This window comes from Pseudomonas fragi, from assembly GCF_025426255.1.
Lineage (GTDB): Bacteria > Pseudomonadota > Gammaproteobacteria > Pseudomonadales > Pseudomonadaceae > Aquipseudomonas > Aquipseudomonas kulmbachensis.
This window is the reverse complement of sequence record NZ_CP104861.1, coordinates 3566170-3591524: the sequence shown is the minus strand read 5'-3', so window position 1 is coordinate 3591524 and position 25355 is coordinate 3566170. Positions and strand designations below refer to the sequence as shown.

Sequence of the window (25355 nt, the reverse complement as noted above, 5' to 3'; positions counted from 1 at the left end):
TTTATGAAGACTTTTGCGCACCTGATGACTGACGAATCGCCTGCTATCGACCAACTGTTGAAAAACCTTGATCAAGCCATGATTGCCGACCGCCATAAGCTGCGTCGGCAGTTGCATGAGCTGCGCAAAAAGCCTGACGACGCCAAGCTGGCCGTCTGGGCGGAGCGGGTGCAGGCGTCGTGCGCGCAAGTGGCAGCGCGGGCGGCCAGTGTGCCGCTGATTCGCTATGACGAAAACCTGCCGATTGCCGCCAAGCGCGATGAGATCAAGGCCGCGTTGCTCAAGCACCAGGTGCTGATTCTGGCCGGTGAGACCGGCTCGGGCAAAACCACCCAACTGCCGAAAATCTGCCTGGAAATCGGTCGTGGTCAGCACGGTTTGATTGGCCATACCCAGCCGCGACGAATTGCTGCGCGCAGTGTTGCCAGCCGGGTGGCCGAAGAGCTGGGCACACCGCTGGGGGCGCTGGTCGGTTATCAGGTACGGTTTGAGGATCAGAGCGATTCCAACACCCTGGTCAAGCTGATGACAGACGGTATCCTGCTGGCCGAAACCCAGCACGACCGCTACCTCGAGCGTTATGACACGATCATTGTCGACGAAGCCCACGAGCGCAGTCTGAACATCGACTTCCTGCTGGGTTATCTGAAGATTTTGCTGCCGCGCCGTCCGGACCTGAAAGTCATCATCACTTCGGCGACCATCGATCTGGAGCGCTTCTCCAAGCACTTCAATGACGCGCCTATCGTCGAAGTCTCGGGCCGCACCTTCCCGGTCGAAACCTGGTACCGCCCGTTGACCTCAGAGCAGGACGAAGAGGGCAATAACGTCGAAGAAGACTTGAGCGTCGATCAGGCCATCATCGCTACTCTGGACGAGATTGCCGCGTTTGAGCGCAGTGAGCGCAAAAGTCCGGGTGACGTGCTGGTGTTTTTGCCCGGCGAGCGTGAAATTCGCGATGCCGCTGACATGTTGCGCAAGGCTCAGCTCAAACACACCGAAATCCTGCCTTTATATGCGCGGTTATCGCCTGCCGAGCAGCAGCGGATTTTCCAGTCGCACCCCGGCCGCCGTGTAGTGCTGGCGACCAACGTGGCGGAAACCTCGCTGACGGTTCCGGGCATTCGCTACGTGATCGACAGCGGTACCGCCCGCATCAGCCGTTACAGCTATCGGGCCAAGGTCCAGCGCCTGCCGATCGAGGCCATTTCCCAGGCCAGCGCCAACCAGCGTAAAGGTCGTTGCGGCCGGGTCGAGCCGGGTATCTGTGTGCGCTTGTACGCGGAGGAAGACTTTAACGGTCGCCCGGAATTTACCGATCCGGAAATTCTGCGTACCAACCTCGCGGCAGTAATCCTGCAGATGCTGCACTTGCGTCTGGGCGAGATCACGGCGTTTCCGTTTATCGAGCCACCGGATGGCAAGGCAATCACCGACGGTTTCAACCTGCTGCAAGAGCTGTCGGCGGTTAACCGCGAAAATCAGCTGACCCCGCTGGGCCGCCAGTTGGCGCGCTTGCCGGTGGACCCGCGCATGGGGCGCATGCTGCTCGAAGCCGCCAAGCTCGGCAGCTTGCAGGAAGTGTTGATTGTCGCCAGTGCGATGTCGGTGCAAGACCCGCGTGAACGGCCGCCCGAGCGCCAACAAGCGGCCGATCAGGCCCACGCGCAATGGAAAGATGTGGACTCGGACTTTGCCGGTTTGATCAATGTGTGGCGCGGTTTTGAGGAACAACGCCAGGCGCTGACTGCCAGCCCGCTACGTAACTGGTGTCGCAAGAATTTCCTCAACTACCTGCGCTTGCGCGAGTGGCGTGACTCTCACCGTCAACTGAGCCTGATCTGCCGCGATATGCAGCTCACGGTCAATCAGGAGCCGGCCGACTACCCGAAATTGCACAAGGCGGTGCTGTCCGGTTTGCTGAGCCAGATTGGGCAAAAAACCGAAGACGGCGATTACCTCGGCGCGCGTCAGCGCCGGTTCTGGATTCATCCGTCCTCAGGTCTGGGCAAAAAACGCCCGCAATGGCTGATGACTGCCGAACTGGTAGAAACCACCAAGTTGTATGCGCGGATGGTGGCCAAGATCGAGCCGGACTGGATTGAGCCGCTGGCCGGGCACTTGATCAAAAAGAATTACTTCGAGCCGCACTGGGAGAAGAAGCGCGGGCAAGTGGTGGCCTATGAGCAAATCACTTTGTTCGGCCTGATCGTGGTTGGGCGGCGAGCGGTGCATTACGGGCCAATTGATCCGGTGCTGTCACGCGAGCTTTTTATCCGGGAAGGGCTGGTGCGTGGCGAGATTCAGTCGCGGGCCAAGTGCCTGACCGCCAACGCGCAGTTGCTCGAGCAACTCGACGAGCTGGAGGCCAAGGCGCGTCGCCGCGATATTTTGGCGGACGAAGAAACCCTGTACGGGTTTTACGATGCCCGCCTGCCTGCCGAGATTCATCAGACCGCGACGTTTGACAGTTGGTATCGAGTCAACAGTCAGAAAGATCCGCAGTTGTTGATCATGCGTGAAGAAGACGTGCTGGCCCGTGAAGCCACCGAAATTACTGCCAAACATTACCCCGACACGCTGCACCTGGGGGATTTGACCCTGGAGCTGAGCTATCACTTTGAGCCCAATCATCCCCGTGATGGGGTAACGGTCAAAGTGCCTGCGCCGCTGCTTTCGGTATTGCCGCCAGAGCGTCTGGAATGGCTGGTGCCCGGTATGATTGAAGCCAAGTGCATTGCGCTGGTGCGCAGTCTGCCCAAAGCATTGCGCAAAAACTTTGTGCCGGTGCCGGACTTCGTCAAAGCGGCATTGCAGCGCATGGAGTTTGCTCAAGGCTCGTTACCGCAAACCTTGGGCCGCGAATTGCTGCGCATGACGGGGGCGCGGGTGAGTGATGAGGCGTGGGCAGAGGCCGCGCAGCAAGTTGAAAATCACCTGAAGATGAACCTTGAGATTGTCGATGCCGATGGCAAATTCCTTGGTGAAGGTCGCGACCTGGCTGAGTTGACGGCGCGCTTTGCCCAAGCGAGTCAGGCCGCGCTGGCGGTGCCGCAAACGGCCAAAAACCAGCAGCCGGTGGAAGCTAAAGTGTTTGCTGCAGTTGCGGAAAAAACCCAGCAGAAGATCGCCGGGCTGTCGATGACGGTTTACCCGGCGCTGGTGGAAGAGGGCAACACGGTCAAGGAAGGGCGTTTCTCGACCCCGGCTGAGGCGGAGTATCAGCATCGCCGCGCTTTGCAGCGCCTGTTGATGCAACAACTGGCGGAACCGGCCAAGTTCCTGCGCGGCAAATTGCCGGGGCTGACCGAGCTGGGCCTGTTGTACCGCGAGCTGGGACGGGTTGAGAGTCTGGTCGAAGATATTCTGCTGGCCAGTCTTGATAGCTGCATCCTTGAGGGCGAAGCGCTGCTGCCCCGTGATGGCGCCGGGCTGGCGTCGCTTGCCGAACGCAAGCGCGGGGCGTGGACCGAACATGCGGAAAAACTGGCGAAACTGACGCTGGATATCCTCAAACTGTGGCACGGGCTGCAAAAGCGCTTCAAGGGCAAGATCGACCTGGCCCAGGCGGTTGCCTTGAATGACATCAAGCAGCAGTTGAGTCATTTGGTGTATCCGGGTTTTGTTCGCGAAACCCCTGCGCTCTGGCTCAAAGAGCTGCCGCGCTACCTCAAGGCGATAGAAATGCGCCTTGAGAAACTGCCGGGTCAGGTGCAGAAGGACCGGGTCTGGAGTGGTGAGCTGAGCGGGCTTTGGGCGCAATATCAAGCGCGTGCCACCAAGCACGCGCAGGAAGGCAAGCGCGACCCGCAGCTTGAGTTGTACCGCTGGTGGCTGGAGGAATACCGCGTGTCGCTGTTCGGCCAGCAACTGGGTACGAAGGTGCCGATTTCGGACAAGCGCCTGAGCAAACAGTGGAGTGCCGTGGACGCGTAGATGTGACTGCTAACGGGATACTCTGTTACCGGTCAAGGCCCCCTGTGGGAAAGAGGCTGCTCGCGAATTATCTTTGCGAGCAGCCTCGCACCCACAGTTGAAGTATTTGCAGTGGAGCTCTTCGCGTCTGTAAATAACGCCAAATGCTGGCATTTATGGCAAACTTCGCTGTTATCGACACCTGAAAACAATAGAGGAACGACCGTGCATAACGTCGTCATCAGCGGCACCGGCCTGTACACCCCGGCCAACAGCATCTCCAACGAAGAGCTGGTGCAGTCTTTCAATACCTATGTGCAACAGTTCAATGCGCACAACGCGACAGCCATCGAGGCAGGCGAAGTTCAGCCTCTGGCCGAGTCGAGCGCTGCATTTATCGAAAAAGCATCAGGCATCAAAAGCCGATTTGTGATGGACAAGGATGGCATTCTTGACCCGCAACGCATGCGCCCGCACTTGCCGGTGCGTAGCAACGATGAAATGTCGGTGCTCTGCGAAATGGCGGTAGGCGCCGCCAAACAAGCGCTGGAACGCGCATGCAAGACTGCTGCCGATATCGACGGCGTGATCGTGGCGTGCTCCAACCTGCAACGCCCGTACCCGGCCATTGCCGTTGAAGTGCAACACGCGCTGGGCATTCAGGGTTTTGGTTTTGACATGAACGTGGCCTGTTCTTCGGCGACTTTCGGTATTCAGACCGCGAGCAACAGTGTCCAGCTGGGCCAGGCCCGCGCAGTGTTGCTGATCAGCCCTGAAGTGTGCACCGGCCACTTGAACTTCCGTGACCGCGACAGCCACTTTATCTTTGGCGATGCTGCAACCGCGGTGGTTGTCGAGCGCGCAGATCTGGCAACCTCCGAGCATCAATTCGATATCGTCAGCACCAAATTGCTGACCACCTTCTCGAACAATATCCGCAACAACTTCGGCTTCCTCAATCGTGCTTCTGACGAACCGACTGACAGCCCGGACAAACTGTTCGTCCAGGAAGGCCGTAAGGTGTTCCGTGATGTGTGCCCGATGGTGGCCGAGCTGATTGCTCAGCACCTGCAGGAAAACCAGCTGGATGTGACTCAAGTGAAACGCTTCTGGCTGCACCAGGCCAACCTGAGCATGAACCACCTGATCGTACGCAAGCTGTTGGGGCGCGAGGCTTCGATTGAAGAGGCGCCGGTGATTCTCGATACCTACGCCAACACCAGTTCGGCCGGTTCGGTGATTGCCTTTCACACGTACCAGGACGATCTGCCAAGCGGGGCGCTGGCAGTACTCAGCTCGTTTGGCGCCGGTTATTCGATTGGCAGCGTGATTTTGCGTAAGCGCTAAACACTGCCTAATTCCGATTGCGGAGGCCTTGATGGCAACTGCTGACGACGCTGAGCTACTCAAACGTCTGCTAAGCGGCGAACAGCAGGCCTTTCGCGAGCTGGTCAGCACTTATCAAAGTGCGATGAAAGCTGTGGCCTATGCCATTGTTGGCAATCGCCACGCTGATGAAGCAGTCCAGGATGCCTGGCTGTCAGTGGTACGCAATTTGTCCGGGTTTGAGGGCCGTTCGAGCCTGAAAACCTGGCTGCTGACCATAACCGCCAACTCGGCGAAAAACCGCTATAAGCAAAATCGCCGGGAAGTCTTGCTCGACGATTTACCCTCACCCCACGGCACGATTGACCCTGAGCGTTTTTCCAGCGATGGCCACTGGCTACTGGCACCGTTTGCCTGGCATCAGGACACCCCCGAAGCCTTGCTCACTGAAGATGAATTGCGCGAATGCCTTGAACAAACACTGCTCAGCCTGCCGCAGTTGCAGAGCAGTGTGCTGGTGTTGCGCGAGCGTCAGGGCCTGGAGCTGGAAGAAATCTGTAATCTTCTTGAGCTGTCGCTCTCCAATGTTCGAGTGCTGGTGCATCGCGCCCGGCTTAAAGTCTTCGCGACTGTGGAGCATTTCGAGGAAACCGGCGAATGTTGAGCTGCAAACAGCAAGTAGCGCGTTCAAGTGACTATCTGGATGGTCAGCTGAGTTTTCGTGAGCGGTTGTTGGTGCGCCATCATTTGCTGTTTTGCCCTAACTGCCGACGTTTTATCAAGCAAATGCGCTTGATGAGTGCCGCGTTGAGAAAACTTCCCGAACCGCTGCCTACAGACCTTGAGCAAACGGTTGAGCGGATGATGCGCGAGCAATCTCGCTAAAAAAGGAGCGCAAGCAAGGTTGCCGTCGGTGGATGTGATGGGGGCCGACGCCAGCCTCGCTCTGCTTTTCAGACACAAAACGCTGAATGATTTCAGCGTTTTGCTGGTTGCGGGAGGCTTTTTAGAACTTGGCTTCCAGATCCAGTTGCAAGGTGTTGGCCTTGGCATCTTTCTGCGTGGAGGTTGCGTAGTCAGCCTTGGTCAGGAAGTAAGTCACGCCGACACCGAAGTTCTTGTCGATTTCATAACCCACTTTGACCTTGTGGCCGCGTGAGCCGGTAGTGCCGTTGGCGAAGTCAGAGTCAGTGAAAGCACCGACCACGGCGTTACGCTGAATGTCGCGGTAGTTGTAGTCCAGGCTGAAGGCGTTGAGCTTGCTTTTGAAACCCACCAGCCAGGCGTTGTCCTGATCGCTGTCGGTCGCTGCGTTGTGTACATATTGACCGTACAGCGACAGTGGCAGCGGCAGGTTGGCGATATCGACCTGGCCGAAGCCTTCGTACAGACGGAATTCGTCAGTGCTGTTGCCGTTAACTGCCAGGGCGCAAGGGGTGGTCTTGGTCCCGGTGGTTGGGCACTTGCTGTCCTTGTCGTTGTTGTAGCTGTAGACACTGCCGCCCAAAGTCACTTTCAGGCTGTCGGTCGGTGCGAACCTTGCACCCAACTGACCGGCATACAGGCTCAAGTCGTTGCGAAATTGCACGCCTTCGCCGTCAACGTTGTCCTTAAGGGTGTAGTAACCGGCGCTACCGAACATCTCGACGCCGCTGTTACCCAGGCTGTGCTTGTAAGTGGCGGCCAGGCCTTCCGGGTTGATATCGCTATCCCAGATCACATCGCCCATGCTCACCCATGGCTGTGCCATCTTGCCGGCGATCAGGTGCAGGTCCTTGACGGCGGTCGGGTGGTAGTCGATGAAGGCCATGTCCAGCCACAGCTGCTTCTTGTCGAAGTAGTTGTCCAGATCCTGGTTGGTGGAGCGCGCATCGTCGCCGCCGCCAGTGGCGATACGAATACCGGTGTTCACTTGCGGGTTGATTTCGGTGTAGGCACCTAGACGAGCACGAATGCGCTGACGATCCTTGTTTTTGCCATCGGATTCGCCATCGATTTTGACTGTTTCCTGACGAACCCGCACATCCCCTTTGAGTTCGGTTTTGGCAGCCCAGGCGACTTTCTGTTCGAAAGCGCTGAGATCGGATTTTTTCACCTGGTTAGCGGCTGCTTCTTGCTGGGCTTGCTTCTCACTGGTGAGTTCGGTTTGCAGCTCGGCGTATTGAGCCGGCGATATGGAACCGTTGGCTTTAAGCATTTCGAGCAGTTTGGCATCGACCGCAGCGCTGGCCGGAATGCTCATGGCCAGTGCAAGGCCACCACACAGTCCCGCCGCTACCCGTGTAGATACAAGACGCATTTTGAATCTCCCAGTGCTGAGATGGCCCTAGCCACCCCAATAAAAATCGGCCCTTTACGGGCTCACGTTAACGAGGTTGGGTGTGTCATGAGCGTGTTGGCAAACCGTTCACTCATAACCCCGTGTTCTAAGAAGCGGCGTCAGTATCGCGGCTGGATATGACAGAAAAGTGGCGAACTGATAGCAAGTCTGTGACAGTGATTTCAGCCGGGTAAAACCGCCGGGAGCAGGCTTGTGGTGCTACCATCGCCGCTCTAAGCCGCGCTTCGGGGACTATTGATGCCGTTACAACGACTGGACAGCCTGTCCGCCATCACCGCTCAGGAATGGGATGCGCTGGTGCCGGTTGCGCAACCTTTCTTGCGGCATGCTTTTCTTAGCGCCCTGGAAGACAGTGCCAGCCTTGGCCCGCACTCCGGTTGGCAACCCGAGCACTTGTTGCATTACGAGAACGGGCAACTGCGAGCGGCATTGCCCAGCTACCGCAAATGGCACTCTTACGGCGAATACGTGTTCGATCACGAGTGGGCGCAGGCGTGTGAGCGAGCGGGTATCGAGTACTACCCCAAACTGTTGACGGCCGTACCCTTCAGCCCGGTCAGCGGCCCACGCTTGCTGGCCGCCCGTGCCGAGGACGGGTTGGAGCTGCTGGCAGCCTTGCCCGGCTATCTGGAGATAGAAGGGCTGTCCAGCGCGCACATCAATTTCACCGATGCATTGGCCGATACCGCCTTGGCGCAACAGCCCGGTTGGATGCAACGGTTGGGTTGCCAGTTTCATTGGCAGAACCGTGAATACCGCGATTTTCAGGACTTTCTTGATGCGCTGAGTTCACGCAAGCGCAAGCAAATGCGCAAGGAGCGCGAGCAAGTGGCGGGGCAGGGTTTCGACTTTGAATGGCTCGAAGGCCGTCAGGTCAGTGAGGCGCAATGGGATTTTGTCTATGCCTGCTACGCCAACACCTACGCCGTGCGCCGCCAAACGCCGTACCTGACCCGGGCGTTTTTCAGCCTGCTGGCCGAGCGCATGCCCGAATCGATTCGCCTGGTGCTGGCCAAGCAGGGCGGCACCTCGGTCGCCATGGCGTTCAGCCTGATCGGCGGCGACAGTTTGTATGGTCGTTACTGGGGTTGCTTGGCCGAGTTCGATCAGCTGCATTTTGAGACGTGCTTCTACCAGGGCATGGATTACGCCATTGCCCAAGGGATTCAGCGATTTGATGCCGGTGCCCAGGGTGAGCACAAGTTGATCCGCGGCTTTGAACCGGTGATCACCCACTCATGGCATTACCTGCGTCATCAGGGGCTGAAAGCGGCCGTGAGTGACTTTTTGCAGCGTGAGCGGGTCGGGGTGCTGGCGTATGCCGAAGAGGCGAGGTCGGCATTGCCTTACCGGCAGGCCTGATCCTCGCCGCTGCATGTGTCAGCTGCCTTCCTTGCCCAGCCAGCGATAGGTCAGCCCGCCAATGGCTGCACCCACCAGTGGTGCCAGCCAGAACATCCAGAGTTGCTGAAGCGCCCAGCCGCCTACGATCAGGGCCGGACCGGTGCTGCGTGCCGGGTTGACTGAAGTGTTGGTGACCGGGATCGAGATCAGGTGGATCAGCGTCAGTGCCAAACCGATGGCAATCGGCGCGAAGCCCGCAGGAGCTCGTTTGTCCGTGGCACCCATGATGATCAGGATGAACATGGCGCTCATTGCAATTTCACACACCAGCCCCGAAACCATCGAGTAGCCACCGGGTGAATGGTCGCCATAGCCATTGGCCGCGAGGCCGCTTGCGGCAAGATCAAAACCGGGTTTGCCGCTGGCAATCAAGTACAGAAGCGCTGCGGCAATTATCCCGCCCAGTACCTGGGCGATGATGTATGCAGGCAGTTCTTTGGCCGGAAAGCGTCCGCCTACCCACAAACCGAAGGACACGGCAGGGTTCAGATGACAACCGGAAATATGCCCTATGGCGAATGCCATGGTCAGCACTGTGAGGCCAAATGCCAGCGCGACCCCAAGTAAACCAATACCTACGTGGGGGAATGCTGCCGCGAGCACAGCACTGCCACAACCGCCAAGTACTAACCAAAAAGTACCCAGCAACTCGGTGACTGAACGTTTGAACAAGGTCATGGGAAGGTCCCGGATAGATAAATCTATCGAGCAATTGAAGCAGCGTCGCCTCCTGCGGTTAACGACAGAATTCGTCCGAATCCTGCTCTAAGTACAGCACTTGCGCGCTTTTTTGCCAGTACCATAAAAAACGCCAGGGCCCTTTAAAATCGGGCGCTGGCGTTGTGGCTCAGGCAGGTTGCAGTGGCTTTCCTGTTGACTCAGTCGATGCCTACAAACCCTCCCGTTTGGTGCTGCCAGAGGCGTGAGTACAACCCGCCCCGGGCCAGCAGTTCACTGTGGGTGCCGGTTTCGGCGATATGGCCGTTTTCCAGGACCACCAAGCGGTCCATGCGGGCGATGGTTGACAGACGGTGGGCGATCGCAATCACGGTTTTGCCCTGCATCAGGGTTTCCAGGCTTTCTTGAATCGCGGCCTCGACTTCGGAGTCCAGTGCTGAGGTCGCTTCGTCCATGATCAGGATCGGGGCGTTCTTCAGCAGGACCCGGGCAATGGCGATACGCTGGCGTTGACCACCGGACAGTTTGACTCCGCGCTCGCCCACATGGGCATCGAAGCCGGTACGGCCCTGAGCATCGGACAGGAGCGGGATGAACTCATCAGCCCGGGCCTTGCGTACGGCTTCCCACAGTTCTGCATCGGTCGCGTCCGGTTTGCCGTAGAGCAAGTTGTCGCGGATCGAGCGGTGCAGCAATGAAGTATCTTGGGTGATCATGCCGATCTGCTCGCGCAAGCTTTCCTGGGTCACTTCGGCGATGTTCTGATCGTCGATCAGGATGCGACCGCCTTGCAGGTCGTACAAGCGCAGCAGCAGGTTGACCAGGGTCGACTTGCCAGCACCGGAAGGTCCGATCAGGCCGATTTTCTCACCGGGTTTGATCACCAGGTTGAGGTCGCTGATGATCCCGCTGCGCTTGCCGTAGTGGAAGTCGACGTGTTCAAAACGTACTTCACCACGGCTGACTGTGAGGCGGGGTGCCTGCTCGCGATCCGTCACTGCGACAGGTTGGGCGATGGTTTTCAGGCCGTCTTGCACCATGCCGATGTTTTCAAAGATGCCGTTGACCACCCACATGATCCAGCCGGACATGTTGACGATACGGATTACCAGGCCGGTGGCCAGGGCGATGGCACCGACGCTGATCAGCGACTGGCTCCACAGCCACAGGGCCAGGCCGCTGGTGCAGACGATCAGCAGGCCGTTCAGGGTGGTGATGGTCACGTCCATGCTAGTGACGACACGGCTCGCCAGCCGGGTTTTTTCGGTCTGCTCAATAATGGCTTCGCGGGCGTACTGCTGCTCGAAGTGGGTGTGGGCAAACAGCTTCAGGGTGGTGATGTTGGTGTAGCCGTCGACGATGCGCCCCATCAGTTTGGAGCGCGCATCGGAAGACACCACCGAGCGCTCTTTGACCCTGGGCACGAAGTAGTACAAGGCGCCGATGTAGCAAAGAATCCAGGTCAGCAACGGGATCATCAAGCGCCAGTCGGCTTCGGCAAACAGCACTAGGGAACTGATGGCGTAGATCAGGACGTGCCACAGGGCATCGACTGCCTGTACGGCCGAATCACGCAGCGAGTTGCCGGTTTGCATGATGCGCTGGGCGATGCGCCCGGCAAAATCGTTCTGGAAGAAGTTGAGGCTTTGTTTGAGCACATAGCTGTGGTTCTGCCAGCGGATCATGCTGGTCATGCTCGGGCTTAGGGTCTGGTGTACCAGCAGGTCATGCAAGCCAAAGAACACCGGGCGAATGATCAGGGCAACCACGGCCATCCAGATCAGCTCGGAGCTGTGGACCTTGAAGAAATCAGTATTAGGAGTGCCCTGGGTCAAGTCGATCAGCGTGCTCAGGTAGCTGAACAGTGATACTTCGATCAACGCCGCTATCAGCCCGACCACCAACAAGGCGGCAAACATGGGCCAGACCTGACGCAAGTAATAGAGATAAAACGCCCAGACAGTACTGGGAGGGGCAGCGGTGGGGGCTTCGCGGAAAATATCGATCAGTTGTTCGAAACGACGATAAAGCATGTGCACTGACGCCCGCAGGGCGGGCTCTCCTTTAGTTGACGTTCCCTATCCTGTAGCCGCTCGGAACGCAGCCTCGTTCCTTCGGCAGCGGCTACAGGGCACCGGTCAAGGCTCCTGGCAGTCTGTCAGTCGATGCGTTTGGCTGACTTGATCAGTACCGGGTCGATTGGCACATTCTGCATGCCTTGTTTGGTGGTGGTTTGCGAATTGACGATCTGGTCGACCACGTCCATGCCATTAACTACCTTGGCAAATACGGCGTAGCCAGCGTCACGGCCCGGGTCCAGGAAGGCATTGTCAGCCACGTTGATGAAAAACTGGCTGGTGGCAGAGTTCGGGTTGGAGGTACGCGCCATCGACAGGGTGCCACGCACGTTATGCAGGCCGTTGCTGGCTTCGTTCTTGATCGGGTCGCGGGTCGGCTTTTGCACCATCTGCGTGGTAAATCCGCCGCCTTGCACCATAAAACCCGGGATCACACGGTGGAAAATGGTGTTGTTGTAGAAGCCACTATCGACATACTTCAGAAAGTTGTCAGTGCTGACTGGCGCCTTTACCGGGTCCAGTTCGATTTCGATCTTGCCGAAGCTGGTGTCCAGCATGACATGAGGTGCTTTGGTGGTGTCGGCAGCCATCAGATTGGCAGCGAACAGCAGGGCGCCAGCGGCAAGAGCAATTTTTTTAAGCATCATTCAGTGATCCTGAAAAGTGGAGTGGCTGTTCAATGCACGCGGGCAGGGATGCAAGGCGCATTGAACCAGTGCCCGTGCCACATCCGGCAGTGGCGGATGTTCACGGGCGGCGGGTATTGGACAGGATATTCTTGAATCAGGTTCCTGCCCACTGATCTTCACGCTTGTTGTGGTGCTGCAAAAGCTGCGTCCAGTGGGGCCGTGTCGAAAGTTTGCAACAGTTCGACAAGAATTTGCGTGGCCGGGCCCAGAGGTTTGTCCTTGTTGGCGTACAGGAAGAACACCGGGTGACGATTACCGCCTTGATTGAGCGGCAGCGGTTTGAGCACGCCTTCCTTGAGTTCGCGTTCGATCATGTGCCGTGGCAACCAGGCAAAGCCCAGCCCGCTGCCTACAAACGCGGCAGCGGTGGCCAGGCTGCCGACGGTCCAGCGCTGTTCGGAGCCGAGCCAGCCAACGTCCCGTGGTTGCTGGCGGCCGGAGTCGCGAATCACCACTTGCAGTTGGCTTTCGAGATCCTGGAAATGCAGTTCGCGCTGCAGGCGATGCAACGGATGGTCGGGGTGGGCCACTGCAACAAATTCCACGGTGCTCAACTCGGTGCCCAGATAGCCGGGAATATTGAAGCTGCTGATGGCCAGGTCTGCGACGCCTTCGAGCAATACCTCTTCGACGCCGGACAATACTTCTTCGCGCAAACGCACGCGACAGCCCCGGCTTTGCGGCATGAAGGCGGTCAGGGCGCGTACCAACCGGGCATTGGGGTAGGCGGCGTCGACTACCAGCCGGACTTCGGCTTCCCAGCCTTGTTCCATGTGATGGGCGAGGTCTTCGAGCTGACTGGCCTGTTTCACCAGTTGCCGGGAGCGGCGCAGCAACACGCCGCCCGCCTCGGTGAGCACCGCTTTACGGCCATCGATGCGCAGCAATGGCACGCCAAGCTGATCCTGCATGCGGGCCACGGTGTAGCTGACAGACGACTGCGAGCGATGGAGTACTTCAGCAGCTTGAGCGAAGCCGCCGTGGTCGACCACCGCTTGCAAGGTGCGCCATTGATCAAGGGTCACGCGGGGCGCTTTCACGATGAATTCCTCTGGTGTTGAAGGGGTACAGGATACCGCTAAACAAACAGATTTATAGATAGGTTGTAGCAGGTATTTGCGCTTTTTTATCGAACCGATGCTCTCTAATCTTTCTCCATCGTCTTACAGTATTTACAGATGGAGCCTATCCGCCATGTCCAATGTTCTGATTATTGAAAGCAGCGCCCGTCAGCAGGATTCGTTTTCCCGACAGTTGACTCAGCAGTTCATCGACCAGTGGCAAACGCTGCATCCAACCGATCAGATTACCGTGCGCGATGTCGCCCTGAACCCGGTGCCGCATCTTGACGCCAACCTGCTGGGTGGCTGGATGAAGCCTGAAGCGCAACGCAACGGTGACGAGCATGCTTCCCTGCAGCGCTCCAACGAGCTGACTGACGAGTTGCTGGCCGCCGATGTACTGGTACTGGCGGCGCCGATGTACAACTTCGCGATTCCGAGCACCCTCAAGGCGTGGCTTGACCACGTGTTACGGGCCGGCGTGACCTTCAAGTACACCGAAACCGGGCCACAAGGCCTTCTGACCGGCAAGAAAGCATACGTTCTGACTGCACGCGGCGGGCTATATGCAGGTAGCACCTCGGATCACCAGGAACCCTATCTGCGGCAGGTCATGGCTTTTATCGGGATTCATGATGTGACCTTTATCCATGCCGAAGGCATGAACCTGGGGGGTGACTTCCAGGAGAAAGGTTTAAACCAGGCCAAGGCCCGACTGTCTGCCATCGCATAGTCTGTTAATCGACAGATAATCGTCGCAAGGCTTAATCGTTTCATTGCTCCTTCAAGCATGCGGTTCGCGCATCGAACCTCCCTTTGCACTTTCTTGAGTGCTCGTACCCGATCGGCCCTTGCGCCGGATCGGGTTTTTTTTGTCCGGGTATTGCGGGGTGATGGTCAAGGCTGATGAAAAACCGCTAAGGTCGCACACCTTCTTATGAGCTTGCGGGCGTTTTGCCTGCGAGCTGATGCAACTTTCCGGCGAGAGATTCATGGGCTATCTGTTGTTTGTCACCTTGATTCAGGCGTTTTCCTTCAGCCTGATTGGTGAGTATCTGGCGGGACACGTCGACAGTTATTTTGCGGTACTGGTGCGTGTGGTACTGGCGGGGTTGGTGTTTATTCCCCTGACGCGCTGGCGCCAGGTAGAGCCCGGCTTTATGCGCGGCATGTTGCTGATCGGCGCCTTGCAGTTCGGGATCACCTACGTCTGCCTGTACTTGAGCTTTCGCGTACTGACGGTGCCTGAGGTGTTGCTGTTCACCATCCTGACGCCGTTGCACGTGACTTTGATCGAAGATGCGCTTAATCGCCGCTTCAACCCCTGGGCGCTCGTGGCCGCGCTGGTGGCTGTGATGGGGGCTGCAGTGATCCGTTTCGACACTATCAGCCCGGACTTCTTTGGAGGTTTTCTGTTGCTGCAATTGGGCAACTTTACTTTTGCCGCCGGGCAAGTGTTGTACAAGCGTTTGGTGGCACGCTATCCGAGTGACATGCCGCATTATCGGCGGTTTGGTTTCTTTTACCTGGGGGCTTTGGCGGTGGTATTGCCGGCCTTCTTGCTGTTTGGCAAAGCCAACTTTTGGCCGGACGCGCCCTTGCAATGGGGTGTACTGGTATTTCTGGGGCTTATTTCTACGGCGTTGGGTCTGTACTGGTGGAACAAAGGTGCATGTATGGTCAGGGTCGGCACTTTGGCCGTGATAAACATTTTGCATGTGCCCGTGGGGTTGATTCTCAATCTGCTGATCTGGAACCAGCATGAACCGCTGGGGCGGTTGCTCATCGGCGGGCTGGTGATTGTGTTTGCGGTCTGGATCAGCCGGCTAGACCGCAGGGCTGTGACGGTCTAAGGTCAATCCCAGTCATCCATCGCCTGAAGGGAGAGTCGCAATGACAGTCAGGGTGTTGATCTTGCCGGGCCTGTTCAATTCCGGAGCAGGGCATTGGCAATCTCACTGGGAGCAGCGCTTCAGCGGGTTGCATCGGGTCAAGCAGGAAGACTGGGAAACCCCTGTCTGTACTGACTGGGTGCAGAACCTGCAGAAAAAGATTACCAAAAGTGAGCGGCCTGTGGTGCTGGTGGGCCACAGCCTGGCGTGTACGCTGATTGCACGTTGGGCGCAGCAGCACCCGGCAGAGGCAAGGCGTGTACGCGGGGCGCTGCTGGTTGCGCCCAGCGATACCGAAGCTGACAGTTATCCGGCCGGTACAACGGGCTTTAGCCCCATGCCGCTAAGTGAGCTGCCGTTTGACGCGATCACCGTAGCCAGCACCAACGACCCCTATGTCAGCCGCGAACGGGCTAGCGCATTCAGCGAGGCCTGGGGCAGCGAACTGGTATGGCTGGAGAATGCGGGGCATATCAATGGCGAAGGTGGCTATGGGTCCTGGCCACAGGGGATCGAGCTGTTGTTCAGGCTGACTGGTGATCCCCAGTTCAAGCAGGCCTGACACCTGTTTTGGGCTTGGTGGGGTGGAATCTGTGGGAGCGGGCTTGCTCGTGATACAGGCAACTCGGTTTATCTGGCGGGCCGAGGTGACGCCATCGCGAGCAAGCCGCTCCCACAAAGCTCCAGCTCATACAGGGTCAGGCGTCTTCCGGCAACGCCAACGGCGTATGCATCTTGCTCAGCAATCCTTTGCGCAGGTCGTTGCCGCTGGGTTGCTGATACGCGCTCAGTCCGAATTCGGGCAACACCGACAACAGGTAGTCAAAAATATCGCCCTGGATGCGCTCGTATTCGTCCCACACCGTGGTTCGGGTAAAGCAGTACACCTCAAGCGGTACGCCTTGAGGCGTGGTTTGCATCTGGCGCACCATGCAGGTCATGTTCGGCTGAATGTCGGCATGGCTCTTCAGGTAGGCCAGGGCATACGCCCGAAACGTACCGATATTGGTCATACGTCGACGGTTGGCGGCCATTGCTGCGACGTTGCCCTGGGCTTCGTTCCAGCTCTTGAGCTCGGCTTTCTTGCGATGCAGGTAATCGCTCAGCAGGTGTACCTGTTCCAGCCGCTGCTCCTGCTCATCGGTCAAAAAGGCAATGTCGCTCGCGTCAATAAACAGGCTGCGCTTGATTCGCCGCCCGCCGGATTGCTGCATACCGCGCCAGTTCTTGAACGATTCGGACATCAAGCGCCAAGTCGGGATCGACACAATAGTCTTATCGAAGTTCTGCACCTTGACGGTGTGCAGGCTGATGTCGATCACATCGCCATCGGCACCGACCTGTGGCATCTCGATCCAGTCGCCGACGCGCAGCAAGTCGTTACTGGTCAATTGCACGCTGGCCACGAACGACAGCAGGGTGTCCTTGTAGACCAACAGAATGACCGCGGACATCGCGCCCAGCCCCGAAAGCAGCAGCATCGGCGAGCGGTCGATCAGGGTTGCGACGATGATGATTGCGCAGAACACATACAGCAGCATTTTCGTCAGCTGAATGTAGCCCTTGATCGGTCGGGTCTTGGCGTAATTGGTGCGCGAATAAATATCGAGCAAGGCGTCCAGCAGTGAACTGATGACCCGCGTCAGGACAAAAATGGTAATGGCCAGCGCCAGGTTGCCGAGGAAATGACGACCGTTGTCGCTCATGTCCGGCACCAGGTTGCGCCCGAACTGCACGATCAGGGATGGAGTCAGTTGTGCCAGGCGATGGAACACTTTGTGTTCGCGTAAATCATTGATCCAGTGCAAGGCGGGCTGGCGACCAAGCATTTTGGTCACGCGCAGCACAACGATGCGTGCGATGTGACCGGCCAGCAGGGCAATGCCCACCAGAACGATCAGGCCCAGTATGGCCGAGACCCAGGGATGTTGATCCAGGTTGGCCCACAGGGTCTGGATTTGGGTCCAGAGTGGTTGAGTATCCATAAGCTAAAACACTATCCAGGTAATAAATGGCCATGGGATTAGAGCACTTCAGGACAATTTATGGGCCCTGATTGGACTAAAGACCCTAAAAAACCATTTGTTTCATGCCGTTCGTGCAAAGTAACTCGGCCTAGGCGCTCGAAACCGTTACTCTATGCCGCTGATTTTTTGTATTTCTTCGAGGTAGCACCCGTGTTTTCCGATTTCGCCCTGCACGAACGCCTGCTTAAAGCTGTGGCCGAGCTTAAATTTGTCGAGCCTACGCCTGTGCAAGCAGCGGCCATCCCGCTCGCGCTCGAAGGGCGTGACCTGCGGGTTACAGCTCAAACCGGGAGTGGCAAAACCGCCGCTTTCGTCCTGCCGATTCTGAATCGTCTGATTGGTCCAGCTAAAATCCGCGTCAGCATCAAAGCGTTGATTTTGCTGCCGACCCGCGAGCTGGCACAGCAAACGCTTAAAGAAGTTGAGCGTTTTTCGCAGTTCACGTTCATCAAGTCCGGTCTGATCACCGGCGGTGAAGATTTCAAGGTCCAGGCCGCCATGCTGCGCAAGGTGCCTGACATCCTGATCGGCACCCCTGGCCGTTTACTGGAGCAACTGAACGCCGGCAACCTCGACTTGAAAGAAGTTGAAGTACTGGTGCTCGACGAAGCCGACCGCATGCTCGACATGGGCTTCTCCGAAGACGTTCAGCGTCTGGTCAACGAGTGTGCGAACCGTCAGCAGACCATGCTGTTCTCGGCCACCACCGGTGGTTCGGGCCTGCGCGAGATGGTTGGCAAGGTTCTGGACAATGCCGAGCACTTGCAGCTCAACCAGGTCAGCCAGCTGAACGCCACCACGCGCCAGCAAGTGATCACTGCTGACCACAACCAGCACAAAGAACAAATTGTTAACTGGCTGCTGGCTAACGAGACTTATCAAAAGGCTATCGTTTTCACCAATACCCGCGCCATGGCGGACCGTATCTACGGTCGTCTGGTGGCTCAGGACTACAAGGCGTTTGTCTTGCATGGTGAAAAAGATCAGAAAGACCGCAAACTGGCCATTGACCGTCTGAAGCAGGGCGGCGTCAAGATCCTGGTTGCCACCGACGTTGCGGCCCGTGGTCTGGACGTTGAAGGCCTGGATCTGGTGATCAACTTCGATATGCCACGCAGCGGCGACGAGTACGTTCACCGTATTGGCCGTACTGGCCGCGCCGGTAACGATGGCCTGGCGATCTCGCTGATCTGTCACGGCGACTGGAACCTGATGTCCAGCGTTGAGCGCTACCTGAAGCAGAGCTTCGAGCGCCGCACCATCAAGGAAGTCAAAGGTACCTACGGCGGACCGAAAAACGTCAAGGCCTCGGGTAAAGCTGTTGGTGTGAAGAAGAAAAAGACCGACGCCAAGGGCGTCAAGAAGAAGTCGGGCGCCAAGGCACCGACCAAGCGCAAAATCGCCAACCGCCCGAAGACCGACGCTCTGTCGCTGGTCAGCAAAGACGGCATGGCACCGCTCAAGCGCCGCAAGCCAGAAGCTCCAGCCGCTGAATAAAGCGCTGGCGTGACTCACAAAAAACCCGGCCTGTGCCGGGTTTTTTGTTGCCTGCTCCTTTCTTTGTGCTTATGCCATGAGTCAGTAGAACGCCCGCTCGGCCTTGAACGTCAGCAAACCATCACATTCGGCGTTTTGCCCTGAATACGCCGAGCACTCTGTATCGTCCAGGCTGGAGTCGCTGTAGATCAAGTTCAGGTCAATCCCCATCCAGGGGCGCGATAACTTGATCGACCAATCATTGAAAGCGCGCACGCTGCCACCATCGGCGATTGATACCGGGGTGCCCAACTGGTGGGTGGTGTATTTCATGCTCACCCCGATACCGAAGGGCTGGTTGACCCCGAGATCGGCAAACAGCGTACTGTCGCGACGGTCCGGGTCGTTACTGAAGGCGGCGCCAAAGCGCGTACCCAGCAGCGTGAGGCCGGCAAAAAATTGCTGGCTGTCGAGTGAGTCGAGTTTGGGGTAGCTGTAATGGATCATCCCCAGCTCATAGCTCAGGGTCTGGTCGAAGGGATGCTTGTAGCCGAGGTAGGAGTCCACTTCCAGATTGCTGCCGGGCTTGATGCCCATGGTGGGCGCCCATTGCCCGGCGTACCAGCCGCTGTCATGGGTCAGGTCCAGGCCGCCATGAAAGGTCGAGCCTGCGCTCGTAGGCTTGACCAGGCCTTGGGCCATACTGCGGCTCGGCTGGGTGGCCAGTTTAAGATCGAAGTCGCCCAGCGCGCGGGAAAAGACGTGTGCATCCACAATCGTGCTGGCTAGCAGCGTGCCAGTCAGCAGTACAGCCCGTGTGAGCATGATTGGCTCCCTATATCGGCTCAAAGGCTTGATTCAGAGCCTTTGGAGCATACGCAGGAATGTCGGCAATAAAGTGCCGTTCGTCGATTTATCGATTCGAATCAGCTTTGATGCAGGAGAAGATGGGATAAATCGATAGTCCTAGCGCCTTGGAAGGCAAAGCGCATGAGGACCAGATGACGCGAGGGGTATTACTTTTTGCCGAGCGTGATTTGCTTGGACGGACCAAAAGTTTGGCCGCTGACGCCTTTCTTGATTTCCTGAATTTCGCCGCCGGATTTCAAGAATGCTTCAATTTGAGCATTGATTGAGGCGCTGGTTTCAACAGCGGGAGCTGGCTTTGCTTTGCTGGCGGATGCTTTTACACGCATGGCGGCTATTGTCCTGTAGAAAATAACTTGGCCAGCGATAGTACCTGAAATACTTGACAATTGCTTGTTAAATATCTTCGTAAAATTAAAGTGACGTTGTACGCGAGGGATAAACACTCGCGTAATTCTCTGCTAACTCGCTGTTTTAATTCATAACAGCGTAAGAATTCTAAACGAATTTGGAGGCTGGCAGGCGGGTGGTCGGCACCTTGCCGGGTGACGAGTGGCACCTAAGGTACGCTGGAAAATCCTGATAAATCAAACCTTTCGCAAATTTTTTGGATGCCGGGCGGCGGCGCTCCAATTCGCCCCTCTAAACTCGGGTAGAATGCCGCCTACGTAATGAGGGTATTGAACATGGCTTTAATCGGTCGCTACAACAGTTTGCAAGTGGTTAAACATACAACGTTTGGTTTGTATCTGGACGGCGGGGCTGACGGTGAAATCCTGTTGCCTAACCGTTATATTCCAAAAGATATTCCCAGCGAAGATGAAGATTGGCTTAACGTCTTTGTTTATTTGGACAGCGATGACAAGTTAATTGCCACGACTGAAAAACCAAAAGTTCAAGTCGGTGAGTTCGCCAGCCTTAAAGTGGTTGAAGTTAATAGCATCGGTGTATTCCTCGATTGGGGGCTGCCGAAAGATTTGCTGTTGCCGTATTCCGAAGAAAAACGCCAGATGACGGCTGGTGAATATGTCGTGGTGCACGTCTACCTCGACAAGCACACGCGCCGTATCACCGCGACGGCGCGTCTGGACCGTTATCTGGACAAAACCCCGGCCAATTACCAGGTAGGCCAGGAAGTTGATCTGTTGGTAGCGGAAGCTACGGACATGGGCTTTAAAGCCGTGATCAACAACAAACACTGGGGTTTGATCCACAAGAATGAAATTTTCAAGTTCATGCGTGCGGGCAAACAAGAGAAAGGGTTCATCAAGGAAGTGCGCGCTGACGGCAAGATCAGCCTGAGCCTGCAACCGGTTGGCCAGGAAGCGGCCAGCAGCCTGAACTCGAAGATCCTCAGCAAGTTGCGCGACAACAACGGCGTACTGGCGGTCAGCGACAAAAGTGCCCCTGAAGTGATCAGCAACCTGTTTGGCGTCAGCAAGGGCAACTTCAAAAAAGCCATTGGCGCGCTGTACAAGGAAGGCAAGATTGCGATCCACGCGGACCGCATTGAACTGATCTGATCCAACGCGAAGGGGCTGACGACATGAGTAAAGCAGTGTGGGCGTATATCGGTGCGTTACTGGCTTTCCTAGTGCTCGACGGCCTGTGGCTGGGCTTGCTCATGAGCTCAACTTATAAAGAGCTGCTGGGTTCGCTGATGCTGGCGCAACCCAAATGGGGCCCGGCCATCGTGTTTTATCTGTTGTATGTGCTGGGCGTGGTGTTCTTTGTCGTGCTGCCGGCTCTGGCCCGTGGCAGTGCGCGCAGGGCCGCATTGACCGGTGCGTTTTTCGGGCTGGTAGCCTATGGCACCTATGACATGACCAACTGGGCTACGCTGCAAGGCTGGTCTGCCCAGTTGGCATTGATGGACATGGCGTGGGGCGGGTTATTGACTTGTCTTGCCGCGTTGTCGGGTTATTGGGCGGCACGCAAACTGGCGGGCTGATTTCTTCTGTAACAGCACCGAACGCTGTGCGGTTCTTGACCTTTGCGGGCGTGGCTTTCTTGTTAGGTGAACTATGAGTGTTTCGCGGCGCGCAACGGATGCTTTCGCACTGCAAGTCATGTTGGGCCTGTGCCTGATCTGGGGCGTGCAACAAGTCATCATCAAACTCGCAGCGCCCGATATCGCGCCGGTCATGCAAGCCGCCATGCGCTCCGGTATTTCGGCGTTGCTGGTGGGGCTGTTGATCTGCTGGAAGGGCGGTTGGGGCCAGGTGCCCGCAACCTGGCGAGGGGGCCTGCTGGCAGGTAGCCTTTTCGGTCTGGAGTTCTTCTTTATCTCTGAAGGCCTGCAACTGACCAGTGCTGCGCATATGTCGGTATTCCTCTATACCGCGCCCATTTTTACCGCGCTGGGCATTAACTGGTTATTGCCCAGCGAGCGTTTGCGGCCGTTGCAATGGTTGGGGATCATTCTCGCGTTTATCGGGATCGCCTTTTCCTTTGCGGGTGGTGTTTCGTTTGCCGATATGGACCGCAATATGCTGCTGGGCGATGCCTACGCGATTCTGGCAGGCATGGCCTGGGGCGCGACCACGGTCGTGGTGCGTGGCTCGCGGCTATCGGAAGCGCCGGTGACCCTGACGTTGTTCTACCAACTGGTGGTCGGCTTTCTCGGGCTGTTGGTGATCGCCGCTTTTAGCGGCCAGATCACCCATGTCAGCCTGACCACCGTCGCGGTGGCCAGTGTGCTGTTTCAAGGGCTAGTGGTGTCGTTCTTCAGTTATCTGGTGTGGTTCTGGCTGCTCAAGCGCTATATGGCTTCCAACCTGGCGGTGTTCTCGTTTATGACGCCGCTATTTGGTGTGACGTTTGGCGTGCTGGTGCTGCACGAACCCTTGAGCGCCAACTTTGTGGTAGGCGCGATTCTGGTGCTGTGCGGCATCACGTTTGTCAGCGCTGAGCAGTGGGTGCGGCGCAAGGTGCGCGCTCTGCTCGGTAGCTGATCGACTGCCGAGGGGGTGAAAGTGTCGGTGTACATGCCTTGCAACAACCTTTTGGCAGTACTACAACCTGGCTGATGTGGCGAAAAGGCATGATGGGCGTCAACTCGAACGCGTGGATAGAGCTGCTGCAGACGTCGCCACTGCTAAATAGTGCGAAGTCGACGCAACTCAAGGCATTGGCTTGAGTCAGATGAGTAGGACGTTAGCCTAAAGTTCATTGACCTTAGGCATGCATTGAGTAGGACTTAGGACTATTATCTGTGTGAAGCGACTACAGAACTCCCGTCGCCAGAGTGACCCCAAGGGGGATTTATGAAAGACAAACTGCAAACCTGGCTCCATGACGTTGGTGTTGCGCTTGGCCTGATTGAGCCGCCACTGCAACCTGTGCCGATTCCTGTCGAGGATCCGCGTCGTCGTCCGCAACGTCGCCGTTAACGGTGTGTTTGCGTTACACGCAGATTGACTGCTTTTTTCTTCCGATCCTTGGCCGGTGAGTGGGCCAAGGAGGGGGCAAAGAAAGGGCAGCATGAACTGCCCTTCAATTTTTGGCTGGCTAGCCTACGGTATAGCGCACGCTGTAATTTAGCGGTGCATTGTCTGTTTTCTCTGTGACTCGAGCTTCACACTTCACATCTTCCATACCCGTTGACGTTGCACTGGCCGATCGAGCTGAGGTTAGTGTCGGCTTGAATACGCCGAATGACTGGCTGACTTTCAGCTCTGTGGTAAAGGTGCATTCCCGATTTCCGTTGGCATATGAAATGACTTCACGCAGTGTTGCAGGGGTTTTTCTGGGGTAGCCGAAGTTGGTTTTGTAGTTGGCTTCAAATGAATGTTCGCTCACCGGATCGACATCAAAGAAGCCCGGCTCGGCCAGCGACAGGTTCCAGCTCGAGCGATTGAGGGTGAGGGGGCCTGACGTGTTGTTGACTATTTCGAACGTCAGAGTGGTGACATCGGCTTGAGCGCTGGCGCTGGTGAGTGCCATGCCGGTAGCTACTATGGCAGTGGCCAGATAGATCTTGAAGTGGGTCATGGTGTTAAGTCCATTTAATCAAAGGCTGCTTGAAGTTGTGCGGCGACATCCCATGTCGCCACTTTTCAAGCGTAGTTGGATTGATTAATGGCTTGGCAGCGATATAGCGCTGTATGGGCGGGGTATTAGAGTTTGTAGCTGTATGAAGTTGTACAGCTGTGGGGTGTAGAGAAAAACGGGTAGGACCTGAGGGTCGTACCCGCTGAAGAAACCTTTACAAGACTGCGCTAGCAACTGCAGCAGGGCGTCGATCCAGCAGGCTGACCAGGATAAAGCTGATTAGCGCTACGCCCAGGCTGTAGTAAATCGGCGTGTTGGCTTCCAGCCCATCCTTGAACATAAACCCCAGAGCCGTGATAAACCCCAGACCCATGCTGGTAATGGCGCCCGCCGTGGTGGCACGCTTCCAGAAAATCGCCCCGATCAGTGGCACCAGCATGCCGCCGACCAGCAGGTTGTAGGCCAAGGTTAGAGCACTGATCACATCCGAGACCACCAGTGCGATGCCCAACACCGCGATGCCTGTGAGCAAGGTAAACAGGCGGTTGATGTTGAGGCTCGACTGCTTGCCGCCGCGTAGCCTTGGCAGCAGGTCTTCGGTCAATACGGTGGAGGCAGCCAGCAAGCCTGCACTGGCCGTCGACATCATGGCCGCCAGGGCCGCTGCAATCACCAGTCCGCGAATACCGTCCGGTAGCGAGACCTTGACGATAGCGGCGAAGGCGTTATTGACGTTGTCCAGATCCGGCAGCAGTACATGCGCCGCCATGCCGATCAGGGCACAGGTCAGGCCGTAGAGGATGCAATACAAGCCTGCAAACGTGCCTGCGTACTTGGCCACCTTGGCGGTCTTGGCAGTAAACACCCGCTGCCAAATGTCCTGGCCGATCAGGATGCCGAAGAAGTAGATCATGAAGTAGGTGATGATCGTGTCCCAGCCGATGCTGGTGAAGCTGAAGTTCGAGGCTGGCAACTTGCTGACCAGCTCGTCCCAGCCGCCGACGCGGTACAGGCAGATGGGCAGCAGCACGAACATCAGGCCGATGGTCTTGATCGCAAATTGCACGATATCGGTCAGGGTCAGCGACCACATGCCGCCAATGGTTGAATACACCACCACCACGCCACCACCGAGCAGCACCGAAATCCAGAAGGGCAGGTCGAACAGCACTTCCAGCACGGTGCCGATGGCCAGTATCGAAGTCACGCCGATCATCAGTGCGTAGGCCAGCATAATTACCGCACTGGCCTGACGGGCCATCGGGTTGTAACGCTTCTCCAGCACCTGGGTCACGGTGAAGATTTTCAGTTTTAGCAACGGTTTGGCCAGGAACAGATTGAGGGCGATGATTCCGCAGCCCAGCGCGGCACACAGCCAGAACCCGGAAATCCCATGTACATAGCCCAGCCGCACGGTGCCGACAGTAGACGCGCCGCCGAGCACGGTTGCCGCCATGGTGCCCATGTACAGGGTAGGACCGAGATTGCGTCCTGCCACCAGGTAGTCTTCGTGGGTTTTTGCCTTGCGCATGCCGTAGTAACCCAGCACCAGCATTGCCGCTGCGTAGATAAGGACGACCAGTAGATCTAAAGCCATGATGGCGAATC

23 protein-coding genes and 1 pseudogene are annotated in these 25355 nt (G+C 57.1%); 14 read left to right on the top strand and 10 right to left on the bottom strand.

The features are described 5' to 3' along the window. The first annotated feature begins 24 nt into the window (after positions 1–24). The 4 genes from hrpA (at position 25) to N7D90_RS16675 (ending at position 6126) form a co-directional block, all read left to right on the top strand. Entirely contained in the window at positions 25–3936 is a 3912-nt protein-coding gene (hrpA, locus tag N7D90_RS16690) for an ATP-dependent RNA helicase HrpA (protein ID WP_261739042.1), read from the top strand. Positions 3937–4140: 204 nt separating this feature from the next. Further along, positions 4141–5262, top strand: a complete 1122-nt coding sequence (locus N7D90_RS16685) for a beta-ketoacyl-ACP synthase III (RefSeq protein ID WP_261739041.1) — start codon at positions 4141–4143, stop codon at positions 5260–5262. Positions 5263–5293: 31 nt separating this feature from the next. Continuing rightward, positions 5294–5905 carry an RNA polymerase sigma factor gene (locus tag N7D90_RS16680; protein ID WP_261739040.1) on the top strand — a complete coding sequence of 204 codons (612 nt, stop codon included), beginning with the start codon at positions 5294–5296 and terminating at the stop codon, positions 5903–5905. Beyond that, entirely contained in the window at positions 5899–6126 is a 228-nt protein-coding gene (locus N7D90_RS16675) for an anti-sigma factor family protein (protein WP_261739039.1), read from the top strand. Before N7D90_RS16680 ends, N7D90_RS16675 begins: the two co-directional genes overlap by 7 nt. Before the next feature lie 121 nt (positions 6127–6247). Here the strand turns inward: N7D90_RS16675 and N7D90_RS16670 are convergent, their stop codons facing one another. After that, positions 6248–7540, bottom strand: coding sequence for a putative porin (locus N7D90_RS16670; protein ID WP_261739038.1), 1293 nt, complete (start codon positions 7538–7540; stop codon positions 6248–6250). A 279-nt stretch (positions 7541–7819) separates the two neighbouring features. Here N7D90_RS16670 and N7D90_RS16665 point away from each other — a divergent pair, with 279 nt between their 5' ends. Beyond that, positions 7820–8944 carry a GNAT family N-acetyltransferase gene (locus N7D90_RS16665; RefSeq protein ID WP_261739037.1) on the top strand — a complete coding sequence of 375 codons (1125 nt, stop codon included), beginning with the start codon at positions 7820–7822 and terminating at the stop codon, positions 8942–8944. Between the two features lie 18 nt (positions 8945–8962). Here N7D90_RS16665 and aqpZ read toward each other — a convergent pair whose 3' ends face one another. The 4 genes from aqpZ to N7D90_RS16645 all read right to left on the bottom strand — a co-directional run bounded on the left by aqpZ (position 8963) and on the right by N7D90_RS16645 (position 13471). Continuing rightward, complete coding sequence (gene aqpZ, locus N7D90_RS16660) at positions 8963–9664, bottom strand: aquaporin Z (protein ID WP_261739036.1); 702 nt, start codon at positions 9662–9664, stop codon at positions 8963–8965. Between the two features lie 200 nt (positions 9665–9864). Beyond that, positions 9865–11697 carry an ABC transporter ATP-binding protein gene (locus N7D90_RS16655; protein ID WP_261739035.1) on the bottom strand — a complete coding sequence of 611 codons (1833 nt, stop codon included), beginning with the start codon at positions 11695–11697 and terminating at the stop codon, positions 9865–9867. A gap of 125 nt (positions 11698–11822) precedes the next feature. Further along, positions 11823–12386, bottom strand: coding sequence for a peptidylprolyl isomerase (locus tag N7D90_RS16650; protein WP_261742466.1), 564 nt, complete (start codon positions 12384–12386; stop codon positions 11823–11825). Between the two features lie 161 nt (positions 12387–12547). Beyond that, positions 12548–13471 (bottom strand): LysR family transcriptional regulator, encoded by a 924-nt coding sequence (locus N7D90_RS16645; RefSeq protein ID WP_261739034.1) that lies wholly within the window; start codon positions 13469–13471, stop codon positions 12548–12550. A 154-nt stretch (positions 13472–13625) separates the two neighbouring features. Between N7D90_RS16645 and N7D90_RS16640 the strand changes: the two genes are divergently transcribed. The 3 genes from N7D90_RS16640 (at position 13626) to N7D90_RS16630 (ending at position 15946) form a co-directional block, all read left to right on the top strand. Next, complete coding sequence (locus N7D90_RS16640; protein WP_261739033.1) at positions 13626–14225, top strand: FMN-dependent NADH-azoreductase; 600 nt, start codon at positions 13626–13628, stop codon at positions 14223–14225. 259 nt (positions 14226–14484) lie between these two features. Then, complete coding sequence (locus N7D90_RS16635; RefSeq protein WP_261739032.1) at positions 14485–15345, top strand: carboxylate/amino acid/amine transporter; 861 nt, start codon at positions 14485–14487, stop codon at positions 15343–15345. A gap of 40 nt (positions 15346–15385) precedes the next feature. Beyond that, positions 15386–15946 carry an RBBP9/YdeN family alpha/beta hydrolase gene (locus N7D90_RS16630; protein WP_261739031.1) on the top strand — a complete coding sequence of 187 codons (561 nt, stop codon included), beginning with the start codon at positions 15386–15388 and terminating at the stop codon, positions 15944–15946. A gap of 136 nt (positions 15947–16082) precedes the next feature. On the opposite strand, the gene N7D90_RS16625 is transcribed toward N7D90_RS16630, so the two are convergent. Continuing rightward, positions 16083–17369 (bottom strand): mechanosensitive ion channel family protein, encoded by a 1287-nt coding sequence (locus N7D90_RS16625; protein ID WP_261739030.1) that lies wholly within the window; start codon positions 17367–17369, stop codon positions 16083–16085. Positions 17370–17561: 192 nt separating this feature from the next. Here N7D90_RS16625 and N7D90_RS16620 point away from each other — a divergent pair, with 192 nt between their 5' ends. Then, positions 17562–18908 (top strand): DEAD/DEAH box helicase, encoded by a 1347-nt coding sequence (locus N7D90_RS16620; RefSeq protein WP_261739029.1) that lies wholly within the window; start codon positions 17562–17564, stop codon positions 18906–18908. A gap of 81 nt (positions 18909–18989) precedes the next feature. Here the strand turns inward: N7D90_RS16620 and N7D90_RS16615 are convergent, their stop codons facing one another. Further along, on the bottom strand, positions 18990–19712 hold the full coding sequence (locus tag N7D90_RS16615) for a TorF family putative porin (RefSeq protein WP_261739028.1): 723 nt from the start codon (positions 19710–19712) through the stop codon (positions 18990–18992). Between the two features lie 191 nt (positions 19713–19903). Further along, positions 19904–20083: a hypothetical protein gene (locus N7D90_RS16610; RefSeq protein WP_048360704.1), complete on the bottom strand. Its 180-nt coding sequence runs from the start codon at positions 20081–20083 to the stop codon at positions 19904–19906. A gap of 357 nt (positions 20084–20440) precedes the next feature. On the opposite strand from N7D90_RS16610, the gene N7D90_RS16605 reads away from it, so the two are divergent. From N7D90_RS16605 to N7D90_RS16585, 5 genes and pseudogenes are all read left to right on the top strand, one after another. After that, entirely contained in the window at positions 20441–21277 is an 837-nt protein-coding gene (locus tag N7D90_RS16605; RefSeq protein WP_261739027.1) for a S1 RNA-binding domain-containing protein, read from the top strand. A gap of 23 nt (positions 21278–21300) precedes the next feature. Then, positions 21301–21705 carry a DUF2177 family protein gene (locus N7D90_RS16600; RefSeq protein ID WP_261739026.1) on the top strand — a complete coding sequence of 135 codons (405 nt, stop codon included), beginning with the start codon at positions 21301–21303 and terminating at the stop codon, positions 21703–21705. A gap of 73 nt (positions 21706–21778) precedes the next feature. After that, positions 21779–22708, top strand: coding sequence for a DMT family transporter (locus tag N7D90_RS16595; protein WP_261739025.1), 930 nt, complete (start codon positions 21779–21781; stop codon positions 22706–22708). Positions 22709–22719: 11 nt separating this feature from the next. Next, a pseudogene (locus N7D90_RS16590) lies at positions 22720–22893 on the top strand (LysR family transcriptional regulator); the annotation flags it as partial. A 127-nt stretch (positions 22894–23020) separates the two neighbouring features. Then, complete coding sequence (locus N7D90_RS16585; protein WP_003441703.1) at positions 23021–23146, top strand: PA1414 family protein; 126 nt, start codon at positions 23021–23023, stop codon at positions 23144–23146. Positions 23147–23264: 118 nt separating this feature from the next. Here the strand turns inward: N7D90_RS16585 and N7D90_RS16580 are convergent, their stop codons facing one another. Further along, positions 23265–23747 carry a hypothetical protein gene (locus N7D90_RS16580; RefSeq protein ID WP_261739024.1) on the bottom strand — a complete coding sequence of 161 codons (483 nt, stop codon included), beginning with the start codon at positions 23745–23747 and terminating at the stop codon, positions 23265–23267. Between the two features lie 214 nt (positions 23748–23961). Next, the gene (locus N7D90_RS16575; RefSeq protein WP_261739023.1) at positions 23962–25344 is read right to left on the bottom strand and encodes a sodium:solute symporter; all 1383 of its coding nucleotides are present in this window, start codon (positions 25342–25344) and stop codon (positions 23962–23964) included. Positions 25345–25355 lie beyond the last annotated feature (11 nt).